This window comes from Cellvibrio sp. ATLC23, from assembly GCF_057196725.1.
Genome location: NZ_JBXUOS010000005.1, coordinates 205,276 through 222,212, shown reverse-complemented (window position 1 = coordinate 222,212; position 16,937 = coordinate 205,276). Strand labels below are relative to the sequence as shown.

Annotated in this window: 12 protein-coding genes; 6 read left to right on the top strand and 6 right to left on the bottom strand. The window is 46.3% G+C overall.

The window, feature by feature from the left end; all coding sequences use genetic code 11:
* The first annotated feature begins 336 nt into the window (after positions 1-336).
* The 5 genes from AC2CG4_RS10540 to AC2CG4_RS10520 all read left to right on the top strand — a co-directional run bounded on the left by AC2CG4_RS10540 (position 337) and on the right by AC2CG4_RS10520 (position 5,385).
* On the top strand, positions 337-1,905 hold the full coding sequence (locus tag AC2CG4_RS10540; protein ID WP_484486215.1) for an AAA family ATPase: 1,569 nt from the start codon (positions 337-339) through the stop codon (positions 1,903-1,905).
* Positions 1,902-2,756 carry an HNH endonuclease gene (locus AC2CG4_RS10535; RefSeq protein ID WP_484486214.1) on the top strand — a complete coding sequence of 285 codons (855 nt, stop codon included), beginning with the start codon at positions 1,902-1,904 and terminating at the stop codon, positions 2,754-2,756. Before AC2CG4_RS10540 ends, AC2CG4_RS10535 begins: the two co-directional genes overlap by 4 nt.
* A gap of 237 nt (positions 2,757-2,993) precedes the next feature.
* Positions 2,994-4,157 (top strand): hypothetical protein, encoded by a 1,164-nt coding sequence (locus tag AC2CG4_RS10530; protein WP_484486213.1) that lies wholly within the window; start codon positions 2,994-2,996, stop codon positions 4,155-4,157.
* A gap of 293 nt (positions 4,158-4,450) precedes the next feature.
* Positions 4,451-4,843 (top strand): VOC family protein, encoded by a 393-nt coding sequence (locus AC2CG4_RS10525; RefSeq protein ID WP_484486212.1) that lies wholly within the window; start codon positions 4,451-4,453, stop codon positions 4,841-4,843.
* A gap of 104 nt (positions 4,844-4,947) precedes the next feature.
* Positions 4,948-5,385, top strand: coding sequence for a hypothetical protein (locus AC2CG4_RS10520; protein WP_484486211.1), 438 nt, complete (start codon positions 4,948-4,950; stop codon positions 5,383-5,385).
* Between the two features lie 180 nt (positions 5,386-5,565).
* Here AC2CG4_RS10520 and AC2CG4_RS10515 read toward each other — a convergent pair whose 3' ends face one another.
* The 6 genes from AC2CG4_RS10515 to ettA form a co-directional block, all read right to left on the bottom strand.
* The gene (locus AC2CG4_RS10515; protein ID WP_484486210.1) at positions 5,566-7,446 is read right to left on the bottom strand and encodes an SEC-C metal-binding domain-containing protein; all 1,881 of its coding nucleotides are present in this window, start codon (positions 7,444-7,446) and stop codon (positions 5,566-5,568) included.
* 130 nt (positions 7,447-7,576) lie between these two features.
* Positions 7,577-9,046 (bottom strand): hypothetical protein, encoded by a 1,470-nt coding sequence (locus tag AC2CG4_RS10510; RefSeq protein WP_484486209.1) that lies wholly within the window; start codon positions 9,044-9,046, stop codon positions 7,577-7,579.
* A 2-nt stretch (positions 9,047-9,048) separates the two neighbouring features.
* The gene (locus tag AC2CG4_RS10505) at positions 9,049-10,413 is read right to left on the bottom strand and encodes a hypothetical protein (RefSeq protein WP_484486208.1); all 1,365 of its coding nucleotides are present in this window, start codon (positions 10,411-10,413) and stop codon (positions 9,049-9,051) included.
* Between the two features lie 118 nt (positions 10,414-10,531).
* Positions 10,532-11,563 carry a nucleoside hydrolase gene (locus AC2CG4_RS10500; protein ID WP_484486207.1) on the bottom strand — a complete coding sequence of 344 codons (1,032 nt, stop codon included), beginning with the start codon at positions 11,561-11,563 and terminating at the stop codon, positions 10,532-10,534.
* Positions 11,564-11,922: 359 nt separating this feature from the next.
* Entirely contained in the window at positions 11,923-13,353 is a 1,431-nt protein-coding gene (gene nhaD, locus AC2CG4_RS10495) for a sodium:proton antiporter NhaD (RefSeq protein WP_484486206.1), read from the bottom strand.
* Positions 13,354-13,466: 113 nt separating this feature from the next.
* Entirely contained in the window at positions 13,467-15,131 is a 1,665-nt protein-coding gene (gene ettA, locus AC2CG4_RS10490; protein WP_484486205.1) for an energy-dependent translational throttle protein EttA, read from the bottom strand.
* A 180-nt stretch (positions 15,132-15,311) separates the two neighbouring features.
* Here ettA and AC2CG4_RS10485 point away from each other — a divergent pair, with 180 nt between their 5' ends.
* Entirely contained in the window at positions 15,312-16,901 is a 1,590-nt protein-coding gene (locus AC2CG4_RS10485; protein WP_484486204.1) for a nitrilase-related carbon-nitrogen hydrolase, read from the top strand.
* The last annotated feature ends 36 nt before the right edge of the window (positions 16,902-16,937 follow it).

Genomic DNA, 16,937 nt, shown 5'->3' with positions numbered 1-16,937 from the left:
GTTGGGGTAAATTGGTGGCTGTAGGTTGGGGCGGGTCGCGTAGATTGAGTATACGAACCGCAACAGTTTGAAGGTCGGTAGCGTGCCCAAAGCGGAAGTCAATGTGGTAATTTAAATAAAAATGCAGACTATGTGCCATGAGAATCAAGTCCTAAAAAACCCGCAAAGCATTGTACGTTACTCGCTCCACTAGTTTTTAACTCACAGTTGCTGAGTAAGGCTACGTAGTTGAAGTGTTAGTAATTTTTCACAAATTATCAGACCGAATTTAGAGGTTTATTTGCCCCTCAACATGAGGGCGCATGTTTTGGTCTAATTAATTAATGGATAGTTTATATGGTGAAATTAGTATTCAAAGTCCCTCCTTATGCGCGTTTCTATCCAGAGCGAAAGGAAACAATAAGTGTTGCCTATTTATTGGCGGATAACTGGGATGACTTTAAGTTCAAATCGACATTTAATCTGATGGTCTATGATGCAAATGGAAATGAACATGATATTGGGGGAATTAAAATTGGCTATGCTGGCCAGGAGAGTGGGTGGACTCAAGAGAAACTCCCGAGAGAATTTTCAGCATTAGATAAAGTTTTCTTTTCGCTTGGGCAAAGCGATGAATACTATAAAAATCTTTACAATTTAGATGAAGCACTAAGAAAATACATTTTAGAAAGTTTAAATGATGTGGTGCATAATCATGCCGCTTATGATCTCGCTATCAATGAACAGGTAATGAAAGAATCCTTATTGCGCGTAGTGAGTATTGCGTCAATAAAAGGGCAGTTTAAGCGACTGCTTAATGGCGGCAAGCTGCGTACGGAGTTTGATTTTTCTTATTCGCTTCCACAAGGAAAGCGTACTGCTGGATTAGATATGGACTTTTATGTGGACCCAGAATCTAACCCGCCGTCGAATATTCATGTCTTGATTGGTCGAAATGGTGTTGGCAAAACATACCTGCTTCATACAATGGTTAAAGCGCTTGTGGATAATGACGCAACCCAAGAAAGTGATGGTTTTTTTTCAGTTGTAACTGGTCGCAAAGAGTCAACTAAAAGAGCCGATCTTCAAGAAATGTTTGCTGGTGTTGTGTCTGTGGCGTTTAGCGCCTTTGATCCTTTTGAGCCGATACCAGAGCGGAAAGATAAAACTGAAGGGTTAAAATATTCTTATGTTGGTTTAAAACAGAAATCAACGACTAAAGATGGTGAGCACATTCCTATGAGTCGTTCAATGCTTAATAGAGAATTTTCTCATTGTTTGAGTAACATTCGCCGATTTGGATACCAAGAACGATTCGTTGAGGCTATTCGAGATCTTGAAACAGATAGCCTTTTTAAAGATATTGCTCTCGCCGACGTAATACTGTCATCAACTAGTGATTTGGAGGAGAAGACGAAGAGGATTTTTGCCGAATTAAGTTCAGGACATGCAATTGTGTTGCTTACTATTGCCAAACTAGTTGAAAAAACTGAAGAGAAAACTCTGGTTCTATTGGATGAACCTGAATCACATCTGCACCCGCCGCTACTTTCAGCATTTATACGCACGTTATCTGAATTATTATCTCATAGGAATGCAGTAGCGATCATTGCCACACATTCTCCTGTAATACTTCAAGAGGTGCCTAAAAGCTGCGTGTGGAAGTTACGGCGAAGTGGCTTAGATGCTGTTGCCGAAAGACCAGAAACTGAAACTTTTGGTGAAAATGTGGGGGTATTAACAAGAGAGGTATTCGGTTTAGAAGTAACGGATTCGGGCTTTCATCAGGTGCTGAAAAAGGAAGCTGAATCGGCAGACTCCTATACGCAAGCGCTGAGAAGATTCAATGGTCAACTTGGTGCCGAGGCTCGAGGCGTATTGCGAGGACTATTTCTCGACAAAGAAGCGGGAAGGGATGAAGTATGAGAGTAATTGGTAAGCCAGATTTGGTTGCAAAAGAGGTATATAAAATTTGTGTAAGCAAGGTTAGAAATACAATTCTTAAAAAAAATTTCCATCAAATAACAGGTTCTATCGTAGCGGCTGATATTGAATATCAAGAAAGGTCTTCTGAACAACAATGGTTTTTGATTGCGAGTAGTGATGGCGTTGACGGGGTGGTGGGTCAGGCCGAGATGGAAAAAGTTTATACACAAAGAATGGTTGGGCAAAGAGCTCCCGGAAGATCGTTATATGACCAACTTAAAAATGCTGCGCCAAATGGGATATGCCCCTTATGCGGACAAAGAACAGTCTCAACCTTAGACCATTTTCTACCAAAAACTAATTTTTCCGCATTGGTCGTTGTACCGCTGAATTTGATACCAGCTTGTTCGGATTGCAATAAGGCAAAATTAGATAAGATTCCTGGTTGCAAAAGCGAACAAACATTACATCCTTATTATGATGATGTTACACGTGAGCAGTGGCTATTTGCTGAGGTAAAAGAAACAACTCCAGGATCTATTCGATTTTATACATTGGATGTTGAAGCTTATGATGAGGTGCTAAACAAAAGAATTGAATTTCACTTTAGAGTGCTGGGGCTTGGTTCCCTGTATGCATCGAATGCATATTCGACCGTTACTGAAATACAATTTCGACTAAATAGCCTTCATGAAAAAGGTGGAAAAAATGTTGTGAAGGCCTACCTCCAAGAAGAGGAACAATCACGAAGAAAGAATCATGTTAACTCATGGAACACAGCGGCTTACCAAGCGATGATGAACAGTGATTGGTTTTGTGATGGAGGGTTTAACGAATTTAAAAGAAATTGATGCTGTGCTAAAACTATGAGCAATGGGAACAAACCTCATAATTAACATTGTAAGGTTGCTGGCTTTGGACTTGGTTTGGTTATGTGACGAAAATATTGGTCTCATATGTAGACCCCCCATTGTTAGTGGCAGTCAAACTTAGATGGCTCCGGCGATTGATGTTTGGCCAAGTGCCGTGAAAAGCAAAATTGCTCAGGTAAATAGAGATTCTTTTATTTGGCGAGGTGAAGTATCGCGATGCAAACCCACGTGCCACCCCAACACTCAAACCAACAAGCAGATCCGGCGCAACTTCGGCATGACGCAACCAAGTTCTTGTTTGAAGACAATAGGCCAGTTACCGATTCACAGGTGCGCTTGCAATCTATAGCTAGAGATGGACAGCCTACGGGGCAGCTTAAATCCATGCAGGCAATGATGGCAGCGCATACGAATTCTCGCTTGCAAGCTTCAAAAGAATTGACTGGTGCAACCACCGCGCCAACGCAAGCGGATATCGTCGTGCAAAAAAAACTGGTGCCACGGACGTGGCAGTTGTCGAAACCTATGGTTCAGCGTAAAGATACTATCCAGCTTAAATTGGAGGATGCACTGAAGTATTACAACAAAATAACAGGCGAAAATGCAAAGCTGAAAAAAGATGTCGATCTTGCAAAACTCAGCATAGGGCAACGGCGTTACTTTACCAGACTGGAGAATCAGGTCGGTTTGAAGAGGCGTAAAATAGGATCGAGCACAGGCAAGACCTACAGGCTGAATAAACCCCGCCAAATCCGCGTGAGGTATGGCAGTACAAAAGCGCGATTTGCGCGCAGCGAGCGCCAGGAGAGGCATGAGAAAGGCAAGTACAGCGGATACAATTACGCAACAGCCAAAGTCACACTGACCCATAAAGTTAACGGCAAGATAATGACCGTTTACATCACGCGCGGCAGCCAGGATGGAACGACACATTCCGAGGGTGCGATAAAAAATGTTATTAAATTGCTGCAGGCGCAGCATGTAATCTCCGTGGATTGGGTATACACCGAAAGGGAAGCTTGCGGGCCTGACAACCAGAATTGTCGTGGTGCCAATAAATTGAGTGACACGAGTATATTTGGTCAGGATGTACCCATCTATTACAGCGTGGATTGGCCGGATACAGCGGAAAAGGGCGCGGCGGCAAAGGATCATCGAAAAAAAGGTACTAATTTGTTGAAACGGATTGATACCCAGGTTGGCAAATCAACAAGTATTCACAATTATCAAGAAAAGACAGACCCAGCGGTTCATGCATCCGAACCTTTCCAGCAAGAGGATGATGGCGTTGTTACCAGTGATGACGAAAGCAGCGATGAACGCGATATTTTGCAAGGTGGTTACGAGGGGGCAAGAAAAGACTACATGGAGCTTTCATAGCTCAACCAACTGGTTGGTTGGATTTGGCTTATGAGCCCCGCGCTTGTGAGCCTTGCTCAGTCATTCAAAATTATCCTTGTCTTAAAAAAATTGGAGTTAGAGCAAAATTAAACGTTTTTGGTGTGCTCCTTGAAGAGGCGGCGCTTTCCCCGTGAGTGAAATGCCACTCGGCTATCGCCCGAGCTGAAAGCAACTGGAGCAACTATGGAGGTAACGAAATAGTTGAAGCCTCCGGTATCCTGTTATCTCATCACTGACTCAACTCCAAAATCACTGAAGGAATATTTCTATTTATGAAACCCGCAATACTAAGAGTCGCACGTCCCACTGATAATTTAAAAGCAATCAGTAAAATGTATATGGATGGCTTGGGATTTAAATTGCTTGGAAGTTTTGAAGATCATAATGGATTTGATGGATTTATCATTGGGCATGAGAAGTATAGCTATCACTTAGAGTTTACCCACCATCGCGGCACTAGTGTCGGTAAAGCACCGACACAAGATAATTTATTGGTGTTTTATTTTTCTGAACCACAAATATGGACTGCGTATTGCGAAAAAATGCTTGCAGCAGGCTTCGAGCCAGTAAAATCCTATAACTCTTATTGGGATCAGATGGGGAAGACGTTTGAAGATAATGATGGCTATCGCGTGGTTTTGCAGAATCGTGAATGGTCGCTATGATAATTCCGTAACCAAAAATGTTGGGCATCGCTGCCCAACCTACAATATTGCCGCAACGTACAACCTATAATTGATAAATAAACCCAATATCGTGAAACGCAAAAATGGAAATCATCGTAATTGTTGGCATTCTAATTTTTATCGGCTCATGCATTGCCTTTTGGCATCACCGGCGTATGCGCTCTATTGCGCTAAGCCGTAGCGGCTCCGATATTTGCCGTTACGCACGATCATTTGATTACCGCAATGTAGACACCAAAATAATGCGAGAGGTCTACAACCATGTTCAGGAGTGGGCGGGTAAGTACGAGGGTATTCCTTTTCCCGTTGAGGCCGATGATTGTTTTGATGAAATTTATAAAATGGACGCCGATGAACTGGATGATATTTATTTAGACATCGCGCAGAAATTAGGGATCAGTACCGAAAATCCGGAAGTGAATCCCTATTGGGGTAATGTGACCACCGTAAAAAATTTAGTGTTGTTTTTGCATAATCAACCGAAAGTAAACGACAGTCAGATCGTGAAGGCTTTGGTGTGATGTTGCTTGCTATAAAGATTTATCCTCATGATCGTGAGGATTTTCTCTAAAAATACCTCCATTTCATAATAATCCTCACAATCGTGAGGATTATTTATACAGATACCCATTGATAGTGCAGATGCCATAGGTAAGGTGGTACGGGCGAGTCGCGATTTCTCTGGGGGCGCGCTAAAATCTTTACACGCTTTTAACCGATTTTTTTAACCACTCCAGCGCGCCTTGTTGTTGCCAAAGTTCCAGCGTGTCATCGCGATAAAACCATGCTTCTGGTTTGCCACCCATTTTAATTCCATATTTATCGGCAGGCGGTTGTTTGGGGGATTTGGCGAGGAGCATTTTAATCGCCACATCAAAACGTGATGCGATGGTTTTCAAGCGTGCGAGTGCTTCTGCGTGTTGGTTGTTCAAGTAAAGTGCCAGCACATGATTCAGAGGTACAGCGCACATGGCGTCATCTTCATATTGACTCGCAAGCAAGATCGCCTGTTCCAGTTGATTGTTTGTTATATACGCTGTTGTTAATTGCGCGCGAAACCCGTGGTTGTCGTTGGGGTTTAGTTGAAGTAGGCGTTCTGCGTGTTGGATAAAGTTTTGGTTTAAACCTTCGGTGAATTCCAACAGTGAGACCTTGTGCGCTAGCAGGCGCAGTGCGGGTCTGTTTTCCAAAAATAGCCAAGGTAGCTTTGTGGTAGATGGATGGGCGGCAAGTTGCGTATTCAGTAGGTCAGTCGCTCGATCAAGTAATTTATCGAAAAAAGCGAACCAATGTTCTTGCATTCCACCCGCGTTAAGAATTGCGTCTACCCCCATTACCAGATCATCCAATAACTCAAAACTATTCCATAGCAGGGGCTTGCTTTGCAGTAGCGGTAACCAGCTTTCTGCGCGGCTCCAGAAATCAAAATCGTCATTGCTGAGTGATGTCAATTGCGGTTTATTGGGTTGTGCTTTTGCAGCCCATTGGCGCTCCAGTGTCGCTAATGCTTTTTCGGGCTGTAGCATTGCCTCACCAGCGTGAATATCCAAATGGTAATGCACGGCAATGGCCGGAGCGGAATTTAGTAAGTGGTTTAATTCCTGCAGTGCTGGCGGCAGGGGTTCTTCGGTTGATGCCGCTGCTCTCAGTGCCGCACGCGGATCTTGCGTGCATTGCGCGAGTAAATCCAAAAACTCGGGAGTAACATCGGCGTTGCGTTTGAATCTTGCAAACCAAAATACTGCGCGCGCTTTGGCCTGATCAAATTTTTCTTCTGCGCACAGCAGCGTTAACTCCAGCACTGCCAGAGACGGCGCATTAGGGTCAAGCTGTTGTGCGATGGAAAAACTTTTCCATGATGATGCGATATCCCCTGCGTCCATATCAATGGAGGCTTTGCGCTGCCAGGCATCCGCGCGCAGTTGTTTATCCTCCGCTTCGCAGGCGCGTTGCAGTAGGCGTTTGCGCTTGAGTGGTTTATCTATATCCAGGTACACATCCATCAAGATATCGAACAGCCAGCGGTGACGTTTGGTGAGCGGCACATCGGGTTTAAACCAGGGTTCCAGCAATGCCAGAACGCGATCCATTTTTCCTTCTTCCCGCCATTGTTCTGCTACATCAGCCAATGCTTCGTTGTTCACCTTGCTCGTGGGTAAGGTGGCAAGCATGGTTTTGGGTGCGCATTCCAGTGTGTAATACAGCATGTTGAAATCGGCGAGTGGGGATTGATGCATTTCCAACGGGCTACAACACTGTTTGTATTTTTTGCCTGAGCCGCAGGGGCAAGGCTGATTGCGCTCGGGTTTTGGTAGCGGATGCACAGCAAAATCGTGATCAGGTGTGGGTGTGTGGTTGTAAATCTGAACGCCCAAGGCGCGAAAAAACAGTGAGGCAGAGCCGGTTGCCGGGTCTATCTGTTTTGTTATTTCAGGCGCTAGTGAAGGGCCATGCTGTGCAATCCAACTGAGAAAATTCACAGAGTCCGCTGAGCGATAGAGGATTCCGGCAGCAACGCGAAGCAATAATTCAAATTCCTCTGCGCTTTCTTCAGAATTACCTTGCAATGTGTAATCAGTCATATTTTTTACCGGGCAAATGAAACTTGCTGGCTATGATAGCACTCGTTAGGTGAAATGAAGGAGTTCGATATGCTGCACATAAAAAAGCGGCGGCCAGATATCTGGCCGCCGCTTTGTTTGATCTTGTTTATTATTCAGACTTGATTTCGTGCGAAATTGTTTTGTGTGAAATAGCGTGTGAAATAGTTTGAGGTGGCTCGCCCAAATAAGCGCGTGTTGCCAGTAGCCAACTGAAATCTGCACCGGCACGCTGTGCGCCCTGATGACAATTCATGCAGCTGTCGTACTGGTGATAAGTTTCCATAGTGACGTTTGCTAATTGGCATTGTGGAAATGGCATACCACCCGCTTGTACCTCAGTGCCATCTTCACAACCAAAATCACCATCAGTTGGGGTTTTGGGGGAAATGGAAGGCAGTTGCGGCCATTGGCTGCCAATCAATTGATAGTGTTCCCACACTGTGCCTTTAAGCATTTCGCGATACATTTTATTCATGCCTGTGGTCGAATAATCTTGCGCGCCTTCCGCCGGTTTTGGTGTGTCTGGAATCTGGCTGAGACGCACAACGTTAATCGGTTCGGGATTAAAATCGTTGGCGTCCGGCACGCGATTAGAGCCGGGGTGTGCCGCCGGATTTGCGCGCAATACGTTCGGATACTTTTTATAAAGTTCCGGATCGTAGTAGGAGGGCTGCATATCTTTTGGCGTGCTGGCATCTTCGCCCAGGTTATCCACCTGCTCGAAAGTGGCCCATACCCACTGGGGAAAATCCGGGGTTTTTTGCGCTATGTGAAACCCGACCAAGCCGACCGTAGTGGGTTCACAATCGCACACAATCATGCTGTTGGGTTGATCGCTACAGGTATCGGGAATGGAAACCAATGCATTTTCCAGTGTGAAAAAACGCGAGTGGAATTTTTTATCCACTTTGCGTAGATCGCGCCAAGCGGCTTTGACTTCCATAACGCCCGCTATTTTTTCACCATCGCCAGCGGGCAAAATAATACCGCTTTCGGGCCAGTTAATTTTGTTGTAGTAGCCGTTATTACGCACAAAATCATATTCAACTTTATTCATACGCACTTCATAACGGGTAAACAAACCGGTTTGGTCGGGCAGTGGGCCGCCAAATGCTTGATCCAGTTCATCTGCGACTGAGGTGAATTTTGAACCACTCATTAATACCGGGCGAGTATCGCCCGGTTTAATATTGCGACAGGCAGCGGTGCCATTGTTTTGCTTCCACGCAATCGGTTTGTCGCCATTTTGCGGAAACAAATCAAATGCAGATTTCCAGCCCAGCCACACAGGTTGGAGATCTTTAGTGTATTTACCAAACACTTTTGCATTTTGCGGCTGGTAAGGAACGCCGTGAGATTTCACCTGGCTTGGCCACATGAGCGCAATAAAATTTTGCCAATTAAAATAATCAAAGAAAGGGCGCTTTACCACGCCCGAGGCAGCAAAGGGTTGCGCTGGCACTTCGTTTAAAGGAGTGCCGCTAATGACCGGTTTTAAATCTTTATAAATATTGTCTTGCGCGATTGCACTGCCACTGGCGATAGCAAGCACACTGACGGCTAATAATAATTTTTTCATTGTTATTCCTCGCAGGCTGCAGCGGCTTTGCCTTTGGCTTTAAACAGCGACCACTCTTGCAGTGCAATTTGCATTTGCAACGAGGTGTCCAGATTCATGGTGTCGGGATAATTACCGCCGGTATAGGCTTGTGGGAATTGAATGGTTTGGAAATATTCTGCATTGTCCTGGCTGTATTGTTCACACAGGCCGGGGAAGCCAAAAATAGGTGGGCTATAGGCACCTGTCGCAAAGGTATTACCTGCGGTATTGGCAAAGGCACCACCGTGACAGGACATGCAAGAACTGAGTTTGTTATCCACCGGGCCAGCGAGACGGCCATTGCAACCAAAGTGTTCAAATGCGGTGATGGATTTATTCAACACACTTTGGCGCGCAGGAATGGATTCAGATTTAGGAACCGCAGGGAATGTCCAGGCATCCATTCCCCATTGCAAACCGACTGGCTGTAAATTATCCCATAGGGTTTTTCCCTTGCCGTTTATATAAGCGAAGGTGCCGTAGACCCAACGGCTGGGGGAGTTTTTATCGACAACGGCAACATCCACTTGAACCAAACGCACTTCTTGCACTTTGCGCGCGCATGAAAATTTTTGGTTAGTTTCCACGTGACGATCTGCTTGCCAAACCGGACTGCCGGCTAAGTAGGGCACATCGGCGGGTGTGGCGGTGGTAAATAAAAATTTCACCACCACAGTGCCTTCCATAAATGGCATGCCTTTAGTGGAGGTAATGCCATTGATGGTTTCGATATTGGGCGTGCCTTTTTTGCTCCAGCTTTGGCCAATGGTGTAGCCGCCATAATTGTTATACATACCAACTGCCCAGGTTTCAAATCCGGCTTCGCTGCCGCTCTTGGCATTGGGCAGCGCGTGTAAACCCTGCCGTTCTTCACCGTAAAAATCACTGATGACCGCAGTGCGCTCGTTCGTTAACCCATGTACAAATTCGCGCCCGGTGTGTTGATTAAATGCCATCCAGGGAATATGAAACCATTGCTCCTTTCCATCAACTTGGGTTTTAAATCCTTCCGTATTATTAAGGTCGAGGGTTTGTCCTTTTTTGACGTAATCCAGAATACTCATGATGTATTGGTTGTACACCGAATTTTTTTCCCAGGAGGGTATGCCCGCTGCGGAAAAATCGGTTTTATCCATATTCAAATCAATTGCCAACCAAGGGCATTCAGCGGCAGTGCATGCAGCCGGTTGCTGTTTGGGGTAGTTATGGCTCAGTTTAAAGGTGGGGCCTTGCCAGTCTGCTGGTGCGGGTATAGCGGCATTGCGATAGGCTTCAGTCTTGGTGTTGGTGGCCAGCGTTGTATTGGCGGCAAGCACACAGGCGAGTGCAAATAAAGTGCGTTTCATAACACGGTCCTTATTAATAATCAGATAAGTTTAATAATTAAAAAAGTTTAATAATTAAAATGTTTTGGTAATGGAAAATTGTGATTGCGATATTTTTAGTATGCAAAATACTGTTTTTTTAGCGCGCGATAATTTCCAAATAGGTGCTGTAGACCGCTTCGGCATCAGCACTGAGAGCAACGTCGATCGGACAGCCTGCGCTCTTATCCACGATGATCATTCCTGAGTGATCATCTTCTTCGTTGAGTTCTTGCTCGATACGCAGCGATAAGGTTTGGGTAGTCACCAGTGATGGGTTGGTTAATACGCAAGCGGCAAGTGGGTCCCAAAAGTCGAGGTATTTACCAATCCCATCTTTAATTGTGCTGCTGGTTAACACGGCGTAAAGAAAGTTGGTGGCGGGATTATTGATGCGTTTTATTTTTTCCACAAAATCGGCAGTGATAGGAACTTGTTGGGTTGCGTTTAATGCAACCAGAGTGATGGGAATTCCGCTGGAAAAAATTTCCTGCGCGCCGCGTACATCCACAAAAATATTCCATTCTGCAACTTTATTGGTGTAGTAGGGCGTGGGTTGCATGGTTGCCTGAATATTGCCCTGCGCACCGTCAAATCCGGATGGCGTAAATTGCGGTAGCAAATTGCCGCCCATCATCACGATTTTGGTGAGATTTTTTTTCAGCGCCGCACGCAATTCCGGATCGTTTTTGGCTGATTCAAACAGGCGCCCATAATTTGATCCGCCGCCAATGCACAATACCGTGGTTGGCATAGTGCTGTTGATAAAATAATTGCGTAGAAAAGTGTGCGCGCAATCAATGGTTGGTGTGGGATTGGTTGCAGGAAAATTCGCGTTGTAATGCTCATTGGCTGCGGTGCGGTCGCTACCGGGAAAGGTGTTGCTGTAAATCATCGGTGCTTTGGCACCGCGTGCGACAGGAATTTTTAAAGCAAGGGGGTCATCAAGCAAAGTGAGCATGTTGCTGACATTACTGACGCCGGGTGTTAAATGAACATCACCGGTTCCGGTGACGGTAATGCCAGTCACTTGAATGGCGGGGTGCTTGAGTAAATAAAGCATCGCCAGGTAGTCATCAAAATCGGCATCAGTATCAATTAATACTTGTGTTGCGGAGGTAAGCTGGGCCATAACAAATCCTTATTTTGATTAAATGTTTGTTAAGTTATTTCGCTTGTGTGTCAACTCCCTGTTTGGCGAAAAATTCTGATTAAAAAATATTGCAGTAAAAACTACTCATAATATAAATCGATACAATATGAGCAACCACGATCATAGTAGTCGGCGCAATAACACCGTGGGAATTACGCGATATTACCGCTGCAATGTAGCTGTTGATTTAGATGACGATCGAGGTCATTGTTGCAGTGCAATAATTATTAAAATTTTGCACTGACAAAAATGTAGAGGGCAATTGGCTATTTGGCGAATAAAAAAAACGCAGATTATTAAAAATAATCTGCGTTTTCTTTTTTATTTGTCGCTTCTAATTACATCAGCGAAGAATTCAACCATAAGTGCACGCCAATACTAGCGAAGTAACCCAGAGCGATTACCGGTGCCCATTTCAAATGGCCCATAAAAGTGTAGTAGCCGCGCGCTTGACCCATAAGCGCAACGCCTGCCGCCGAGCCGATAGAAAGCATGCTACCGCCTACACCTGCAGTGAGGGTGATGAGCAACCAGTTACCCTGAGACATTTCCGGGTGCATGTTGATTACCGCGAACATAACCGGAATGTTGTCGATAACCGCTGAGACGGCGCCGAGAATAATATTGGTCGTTACTGCGCCCATGTTGTTGTAGAGCAAATCAGACATAAGTGCGAGGTAGCCCATAAAGCCTAATCCGCCTACACACATTACTACGCCGTAGAAGAACAACAGGGTATCCCATTCTGCGCGGGCGACTTTGTTAAATACATCGAATGGCATAACGTCGCCCAAGCGGCGCATGGCCTCCATATCGCCGCGGCGCTCTGCATCGGCGCGTTTGCGCTCCAATGATCGGGGCAGTGTTTTCTGTAGGAAAAAGCCAAAAAATTGCAGATAACCCAAGCCCATCATCATGCCTAGTACTGGCGGTAAATGGAGGAAGCTATGGCAGGCTACAGCGGTAGCAATGGTGAATAAGAATAATGCCAGAATGCGGCGCGCGCCGCGTTTGAGTGTGGTGGCTTCACTGGTGTCTGGCTCGGGTTTACGATTTTCAACAAAAAAGCTCATGATCAATGCTGGCAAGCCAAAGTTGACTACAGCGGGAATAAACAAGGCAAAGAACTCATGGAAAGGCAGAATGCCTGCCTGCCAAACCATCAGCGTGGTGATATCGCCGAAGGGGCTGAAGGCGCCGCCAGCGTTAGCGGCGACCACCACATTGATACAGCAGAGATTGATAAAACGTTTGTCACCTGCGCCGACTTTCATAATCACCGCGCACATCAATAACGCGGTGGTTAGGTTGTCGGCAATGGGAGAAATGAAAAACGACAAAATACCGGTTAGCCAGAACAGGGTTTTATAACTGAAGCCTTTTCGGATCATCCATACCCGCAGGGTATCAAATAGATTGCGCTCATCCATGGCGTTGATATAAGTCATAGCCACCAATAAAAACAAAAACAATTCAGAGAATTCGAGGAGGGTATGTCGGAAGGCTTGTTGCGCCGCCTCTTGTTGACCCGCTGCGGTATACACAATACCTATGGCGATCCAGATGATACCAGCGGCAACCAGTACCGGTTTGGATTTACGCAGGTGTAGCGCCTCTTCAGCCATTACCAAGGCGTAGGCAACTACAAAGACCCCGATAGCAAAAAAGCCAACAGCAGCATTGGTTAGGTCGATCCCTCCGGTGGCTGCTTGGGCGCTGCTTGCCAGCCCCGCGAATGGCAAGATGGGTAAGATGTGTTTTAGTCGCATAGGTGCTCCGTCTCAGAAGATATTAATCGTATCGTCATTAGTTATAGGTTATTTGACTCTAGAGTGTGGTACTGGATACAGAAAAGGCAGCTCGTATGAGCTGCCCTTGGGGTTTAAGTTTTCAGTGGTTTGTACTTCATACGCTTGGGTTGTGAATCATTGCCCTTACGCTTGACGAAATCCTCGTGGTAATCCGTGTAATTGCCTTCAAAGAAAACAATATCGGAGTCGCCTTCGTAGGCGAGGATATGAGTCGCGATACGGTCGAGGAACCAGCGGTCATGCGAGATCACCAATACGCAGCCGGGGAAGGCGAGGATTGCATCTTCCAAGGCGCGCAGGGTTTCGATGTCCAAGTCGTTTGACGGCTCATCGAGCAACAGCACGTTAGCGCCTTGCTTTAGGGTGTTGGCCAGATGCAAGCGGCCACGTTCACCACCTGACAGTTCACCCACACGTTTTTGTTGATCGCCACCTTTGAAGTTAAAGCGACCCAGGTAAGAGCGCGAGCTCACTTCGTAGTTGCCGATTTTCAACACGTCTGCACCGCCGGATACGGCTTCCCAGACAGAATGTTTATCGTCGAGGTTTTCACGGCTCTGTTCTACATAGGCGACTTTTACGGTTTCGCCGAGAGTGACAGTACCGCTGTCCGGCTTTTCGCTGCCGGCGATCATGCGGAACAAGGTTGATTTACCCGCACCGTTACCACCGACTATACCGACCACTGCACCTTTGGGGATGCTCAGTGACAAGTTATCGATCAACAGGCGGTCGCCATACCCCTTGCTCACGTTTTCCAGCACGATGACTTTATCGCCCAAACGCTCGCCCGGCGGAATGTAAATTTCGTTGGTTTCGTTACGCGCCTGGAATTCTTGCGATTGCAATTCATCGAAGCGAGCGAGACGCGCCTTGCTCTTGGCTTGGCGGCCTTTAGGGTTTTGACGCACCCATTCCAGTTCGGTTTTCAATGCTTTTTGGTGCGCAGCTTCAGTGCGTTGTTCTTGTTCTAAACGCGCATCTTTCTGTTCCAGCCAGCTGGTGTAGTTGCCTTCGTACGGAATGCCATGACCGCGATCGAGTTCCAGAATCCAACCAGCGGCGTTATCGAGGAAGTAGCGATCATGGGTAATCGCCACTACGGTGCCGGTGAAGTTGTGCAGAAATTGTTCTAACCAGTAAACGGATTCGGCATCCAGGTGGTTGGTGGGTTCGTCGAGCAGGAGCATATCGGGGCGCGACAATAGCAAGCGGCACAGAGCCACACGGCGGCGTTCACCACCGGAAAGCACAGTCACGTCGGCATCCCATGGCGGCAGGCGCAACGCATCGGCGGCGACTTCTAATGTGTGTTGCAGATTGTGGGCATCCCAAGCTTGAATGATGTCTTCGCACTTGGCTTGTTTTTTGGCCAGCTCATCAAAGTCGGCATCGGGTTCGGCGTAGGCGGCGTAAATCTGGTCGAGTTCGGCTAGCGCATCTACCGCTTCGCGCACACCGTCTTGTACATTGCCCAGAACATCTTTGGCTGGGTCGAGCTGCGGTTCCTGAGGTAAATAGCCGATTTTCAGGTTCGGCATAGGGCGAGCTTCGCCATTAAAATCCTGATCCACACCGGCCATGATGCGCAAGAGCGTGGATTTACCCGAGCCGTTCAGGCCAAGTACGCCGATTTTGGCGCCGGGAAAGAAAGAGAGGGAAATATCTTTAAGGATTTCGCGCTTGGGCGGTACTATCTTGCCAAGGCGATGCATGCTGAATACATATTGAGCCATGATGTAACTTTCTCATTCGCGGTAAAAGAGGGTGCCTACTATAAAGAAAGCGGCGCGAGGGGGAAAGGCGCAATCTACGTTGTAAAGGGGAGTACCTATAAAGGGTTCAATTTGAGTTTGTCGCGTGAAATGCGTATAACCTTTTTATGTTTGATGTCTTGATAAATCTGCGAGGAAGCAATGCCAAGTAAAACGATTAACCCTCTGCGTGACCCCAATACGCACTTAACGGTACGCAATGCGACGGTAAAAGATGTTCCCGCCATTGTTGCTTTGTCTGAACGTGTCTATAAACCGCTAAAAATGGAAGTCTATTCACCTGCGGCGATTGTCGGGCAGATTAATAATTTTGCCCAAGGGCAGATTGTCGTGATGGTTGGCGACGAGTTGGTTGGTTATTGTGCGACTTTTCGTATTGCCGAGAAGATTGGTTTAAAGCCGCATACCTGGCATGAAATCACCGGAAATGGTTATGCCTCGCGTCACGATATTAATGGTGATTGGCTGTACGGTATGGAAGTTTGTATTGACGATAGTTATCGCGGTTATCGCATTGGCCAGCGGCTCTACAATGAGCGTAAAAAATTATGTCAGGGCTTGGGTTTAAAAGGCGTGGTTTTTGCCGGGCGAATTCCCAATCTGGCAAAACGTATCGGCAAGTTCAAAACTGTTGAGAACTATGTTGACAATGTAGTCCATAAAAAAATCAAAGATCCGGTATTGTCATTTCAATTGCGCAATGGTTTTGAAGTGCTCGGAATAATTGAAAATTATTTGCCCGATGATGATCAATCCATGGGGTATGCCGCGCACATGGCTTGGTATAATCCCAAAGTGCAACTCAAAGAAGAGAAACCAGTAAAACAATTTGGGGTGCGCATGCCCGATGTAGTGCGTATCGCCACCGTGCAATATCAATTGCGCAAAGTGAGCTCTTTTGGCGAGTTCATGAAAAATATTGAATATTTTGTCAATGTGGTCGCCGATTACAAAAGTGATTTTGTCGTGTTTCCGGAATTATTTACTCTGCAATTGTTATCTATTGAGGATCAGGAACTATCGCCCAGTCAATCGATAGAGGCGCTAACTAAATATACGCCGCGTTTTAAAGAATCCATGCGCGAGTTGGCTTTGCAATACAACGTTAATATCATTGCCGGTTCCCATCCTACCCGTGTAGAAAATGGCCGCATTGAAAATATTAGTTATGTATTTTTGCGCGATGGCCGTTCGTTTGAGCAACCGAAAATTCATCCGACACCGAGCGAGCGCTACTGGTGGGATATAGAAGGCGGCAGCAGCCTGAGTGCAATTGATACTGACTGCGGCCCCATCGGCGTATTGATTTGTTACGATTCCGAATTTCCCGAGCTGGCACGTCACTTAGTCGATCAGGGTGTGCAAATTTTGTTTGTGCCTTTCTGTACCGACGAACGCCAAAGTTATTTACGTGTGCGTTATTGCTGCCAGGCGCGCGCGGTAGAAAACCAAATTTATGTAGTGATGTCGGGCAATGTGGGCAACTTGCCCAATGTGGCGAATTTGGATATCCAATACGCGCAAAGTTGTATCCTGACGCCGTGTGATTTCCCCTTCGCCCGCGATGGTATTGCGGCCGATACCACGCCTAATGTAGAGATGGTCGGCTTTGCTGATTTGCGCCCCGATTTATTAATCCAGGCACGCAATAGCGGTACAGTGCAAAACCTGAAAGACCGTCGTCACGATTTGTATCGCGTACAATGGCGCGGCGACAAAAAGCGCAATTAACAAGTGAAAAAGAGCAGCTCACCATTTTTTGTTGAG

Excerpts from the sequence above, each read along its gene's own strand:
- AC2CG4_RS10485 (WP_484486204.1), top strand. The coding sequence starts at position 15,312 with ATGCCAAGTAAAACGATTAACCCTCTGCGTGACCCCAATACGCACTTA.
- AC2CG4_RS10500 (WP_484486207.1), bottom strand. The coding sequence starts at position 11,563 with ATGGCCCAGCTTACCTCCGCAACACAAGTATTAATTGATACTGATGCC.
- AC2CG4_RS10525 (WP_484486212.1), top strand. The coding sequence starts at position 4,451 with ATGAAACCCGCAATACTAAGAGTCGCACGTCCCACTGATAATTTAAAA.
- AC2CG4_RS10520 (WP_484486211.1), top strand. The coding sequence starts at position 4,948 with ATGGAAATCATCGTAATTGTTGGCATTCTAATTTTTATCGGCTCATGC.
- ettA (WP_484486205.1), bottom strand. The coding sequence starts at position 15,131 with ATGGCTCAATATGTATTCAGCATGCATCGCCTTGGCAAGATAGTACCG.
- AC2CG4_RS10540 (WP_484486215.1), top strand. The coding sequence starts at position 337 with ATGGTGAAATTAGTATTCAAAGTCCCTCCTTATGCGCGTTTCTATCCA.
- nhaD (WP_484486206.1), bottom strand. The coding sequence starts at position 13,353 with ATGCGACTAAAACACATCTTACCCATCTTGCCATTCGCGGGGCTGGCA.
- AC2CG4_RS10530 (WP_484486213.1), top strand. The coding sequence starts at position 2,994 with ATGCAAACCCACGTGCCACCCCAACACTCAAACCAACAAGCAGATCCG.
- AC2CG4_RS10515 (WP_484486210.1), bottom strand. The coding sequence starts at position 7,446 with ATGACTGATTACACATTGCAAGGTAATTCTGAAGAAAGCGCAGAGGAA.
- AC2CG4_RS10535 (WP_484486214.1), top strand. The coding sequence starts at position 1,902 with ATGAGAGTAATTGGTAAGCCAGATTTGGTTGCAAAAGAGGTATATAAA.
- AC2CG4_RS10505 (WP_484486208.1), bottom strand. The coding sequence starts at position 10,413 with ATGAAACGCACTTTATTTGCACTCGCCTGTGTGCTTGCCGCCAATACA.
- AC2CG4_RS10510 (WP_484486209.1), bottom strand. The coding sequence starts at position 9,046 with ATGAAAAAATTATTATTAGCCGTCAGTGTGCTTGCTATCGCCAGTGGC.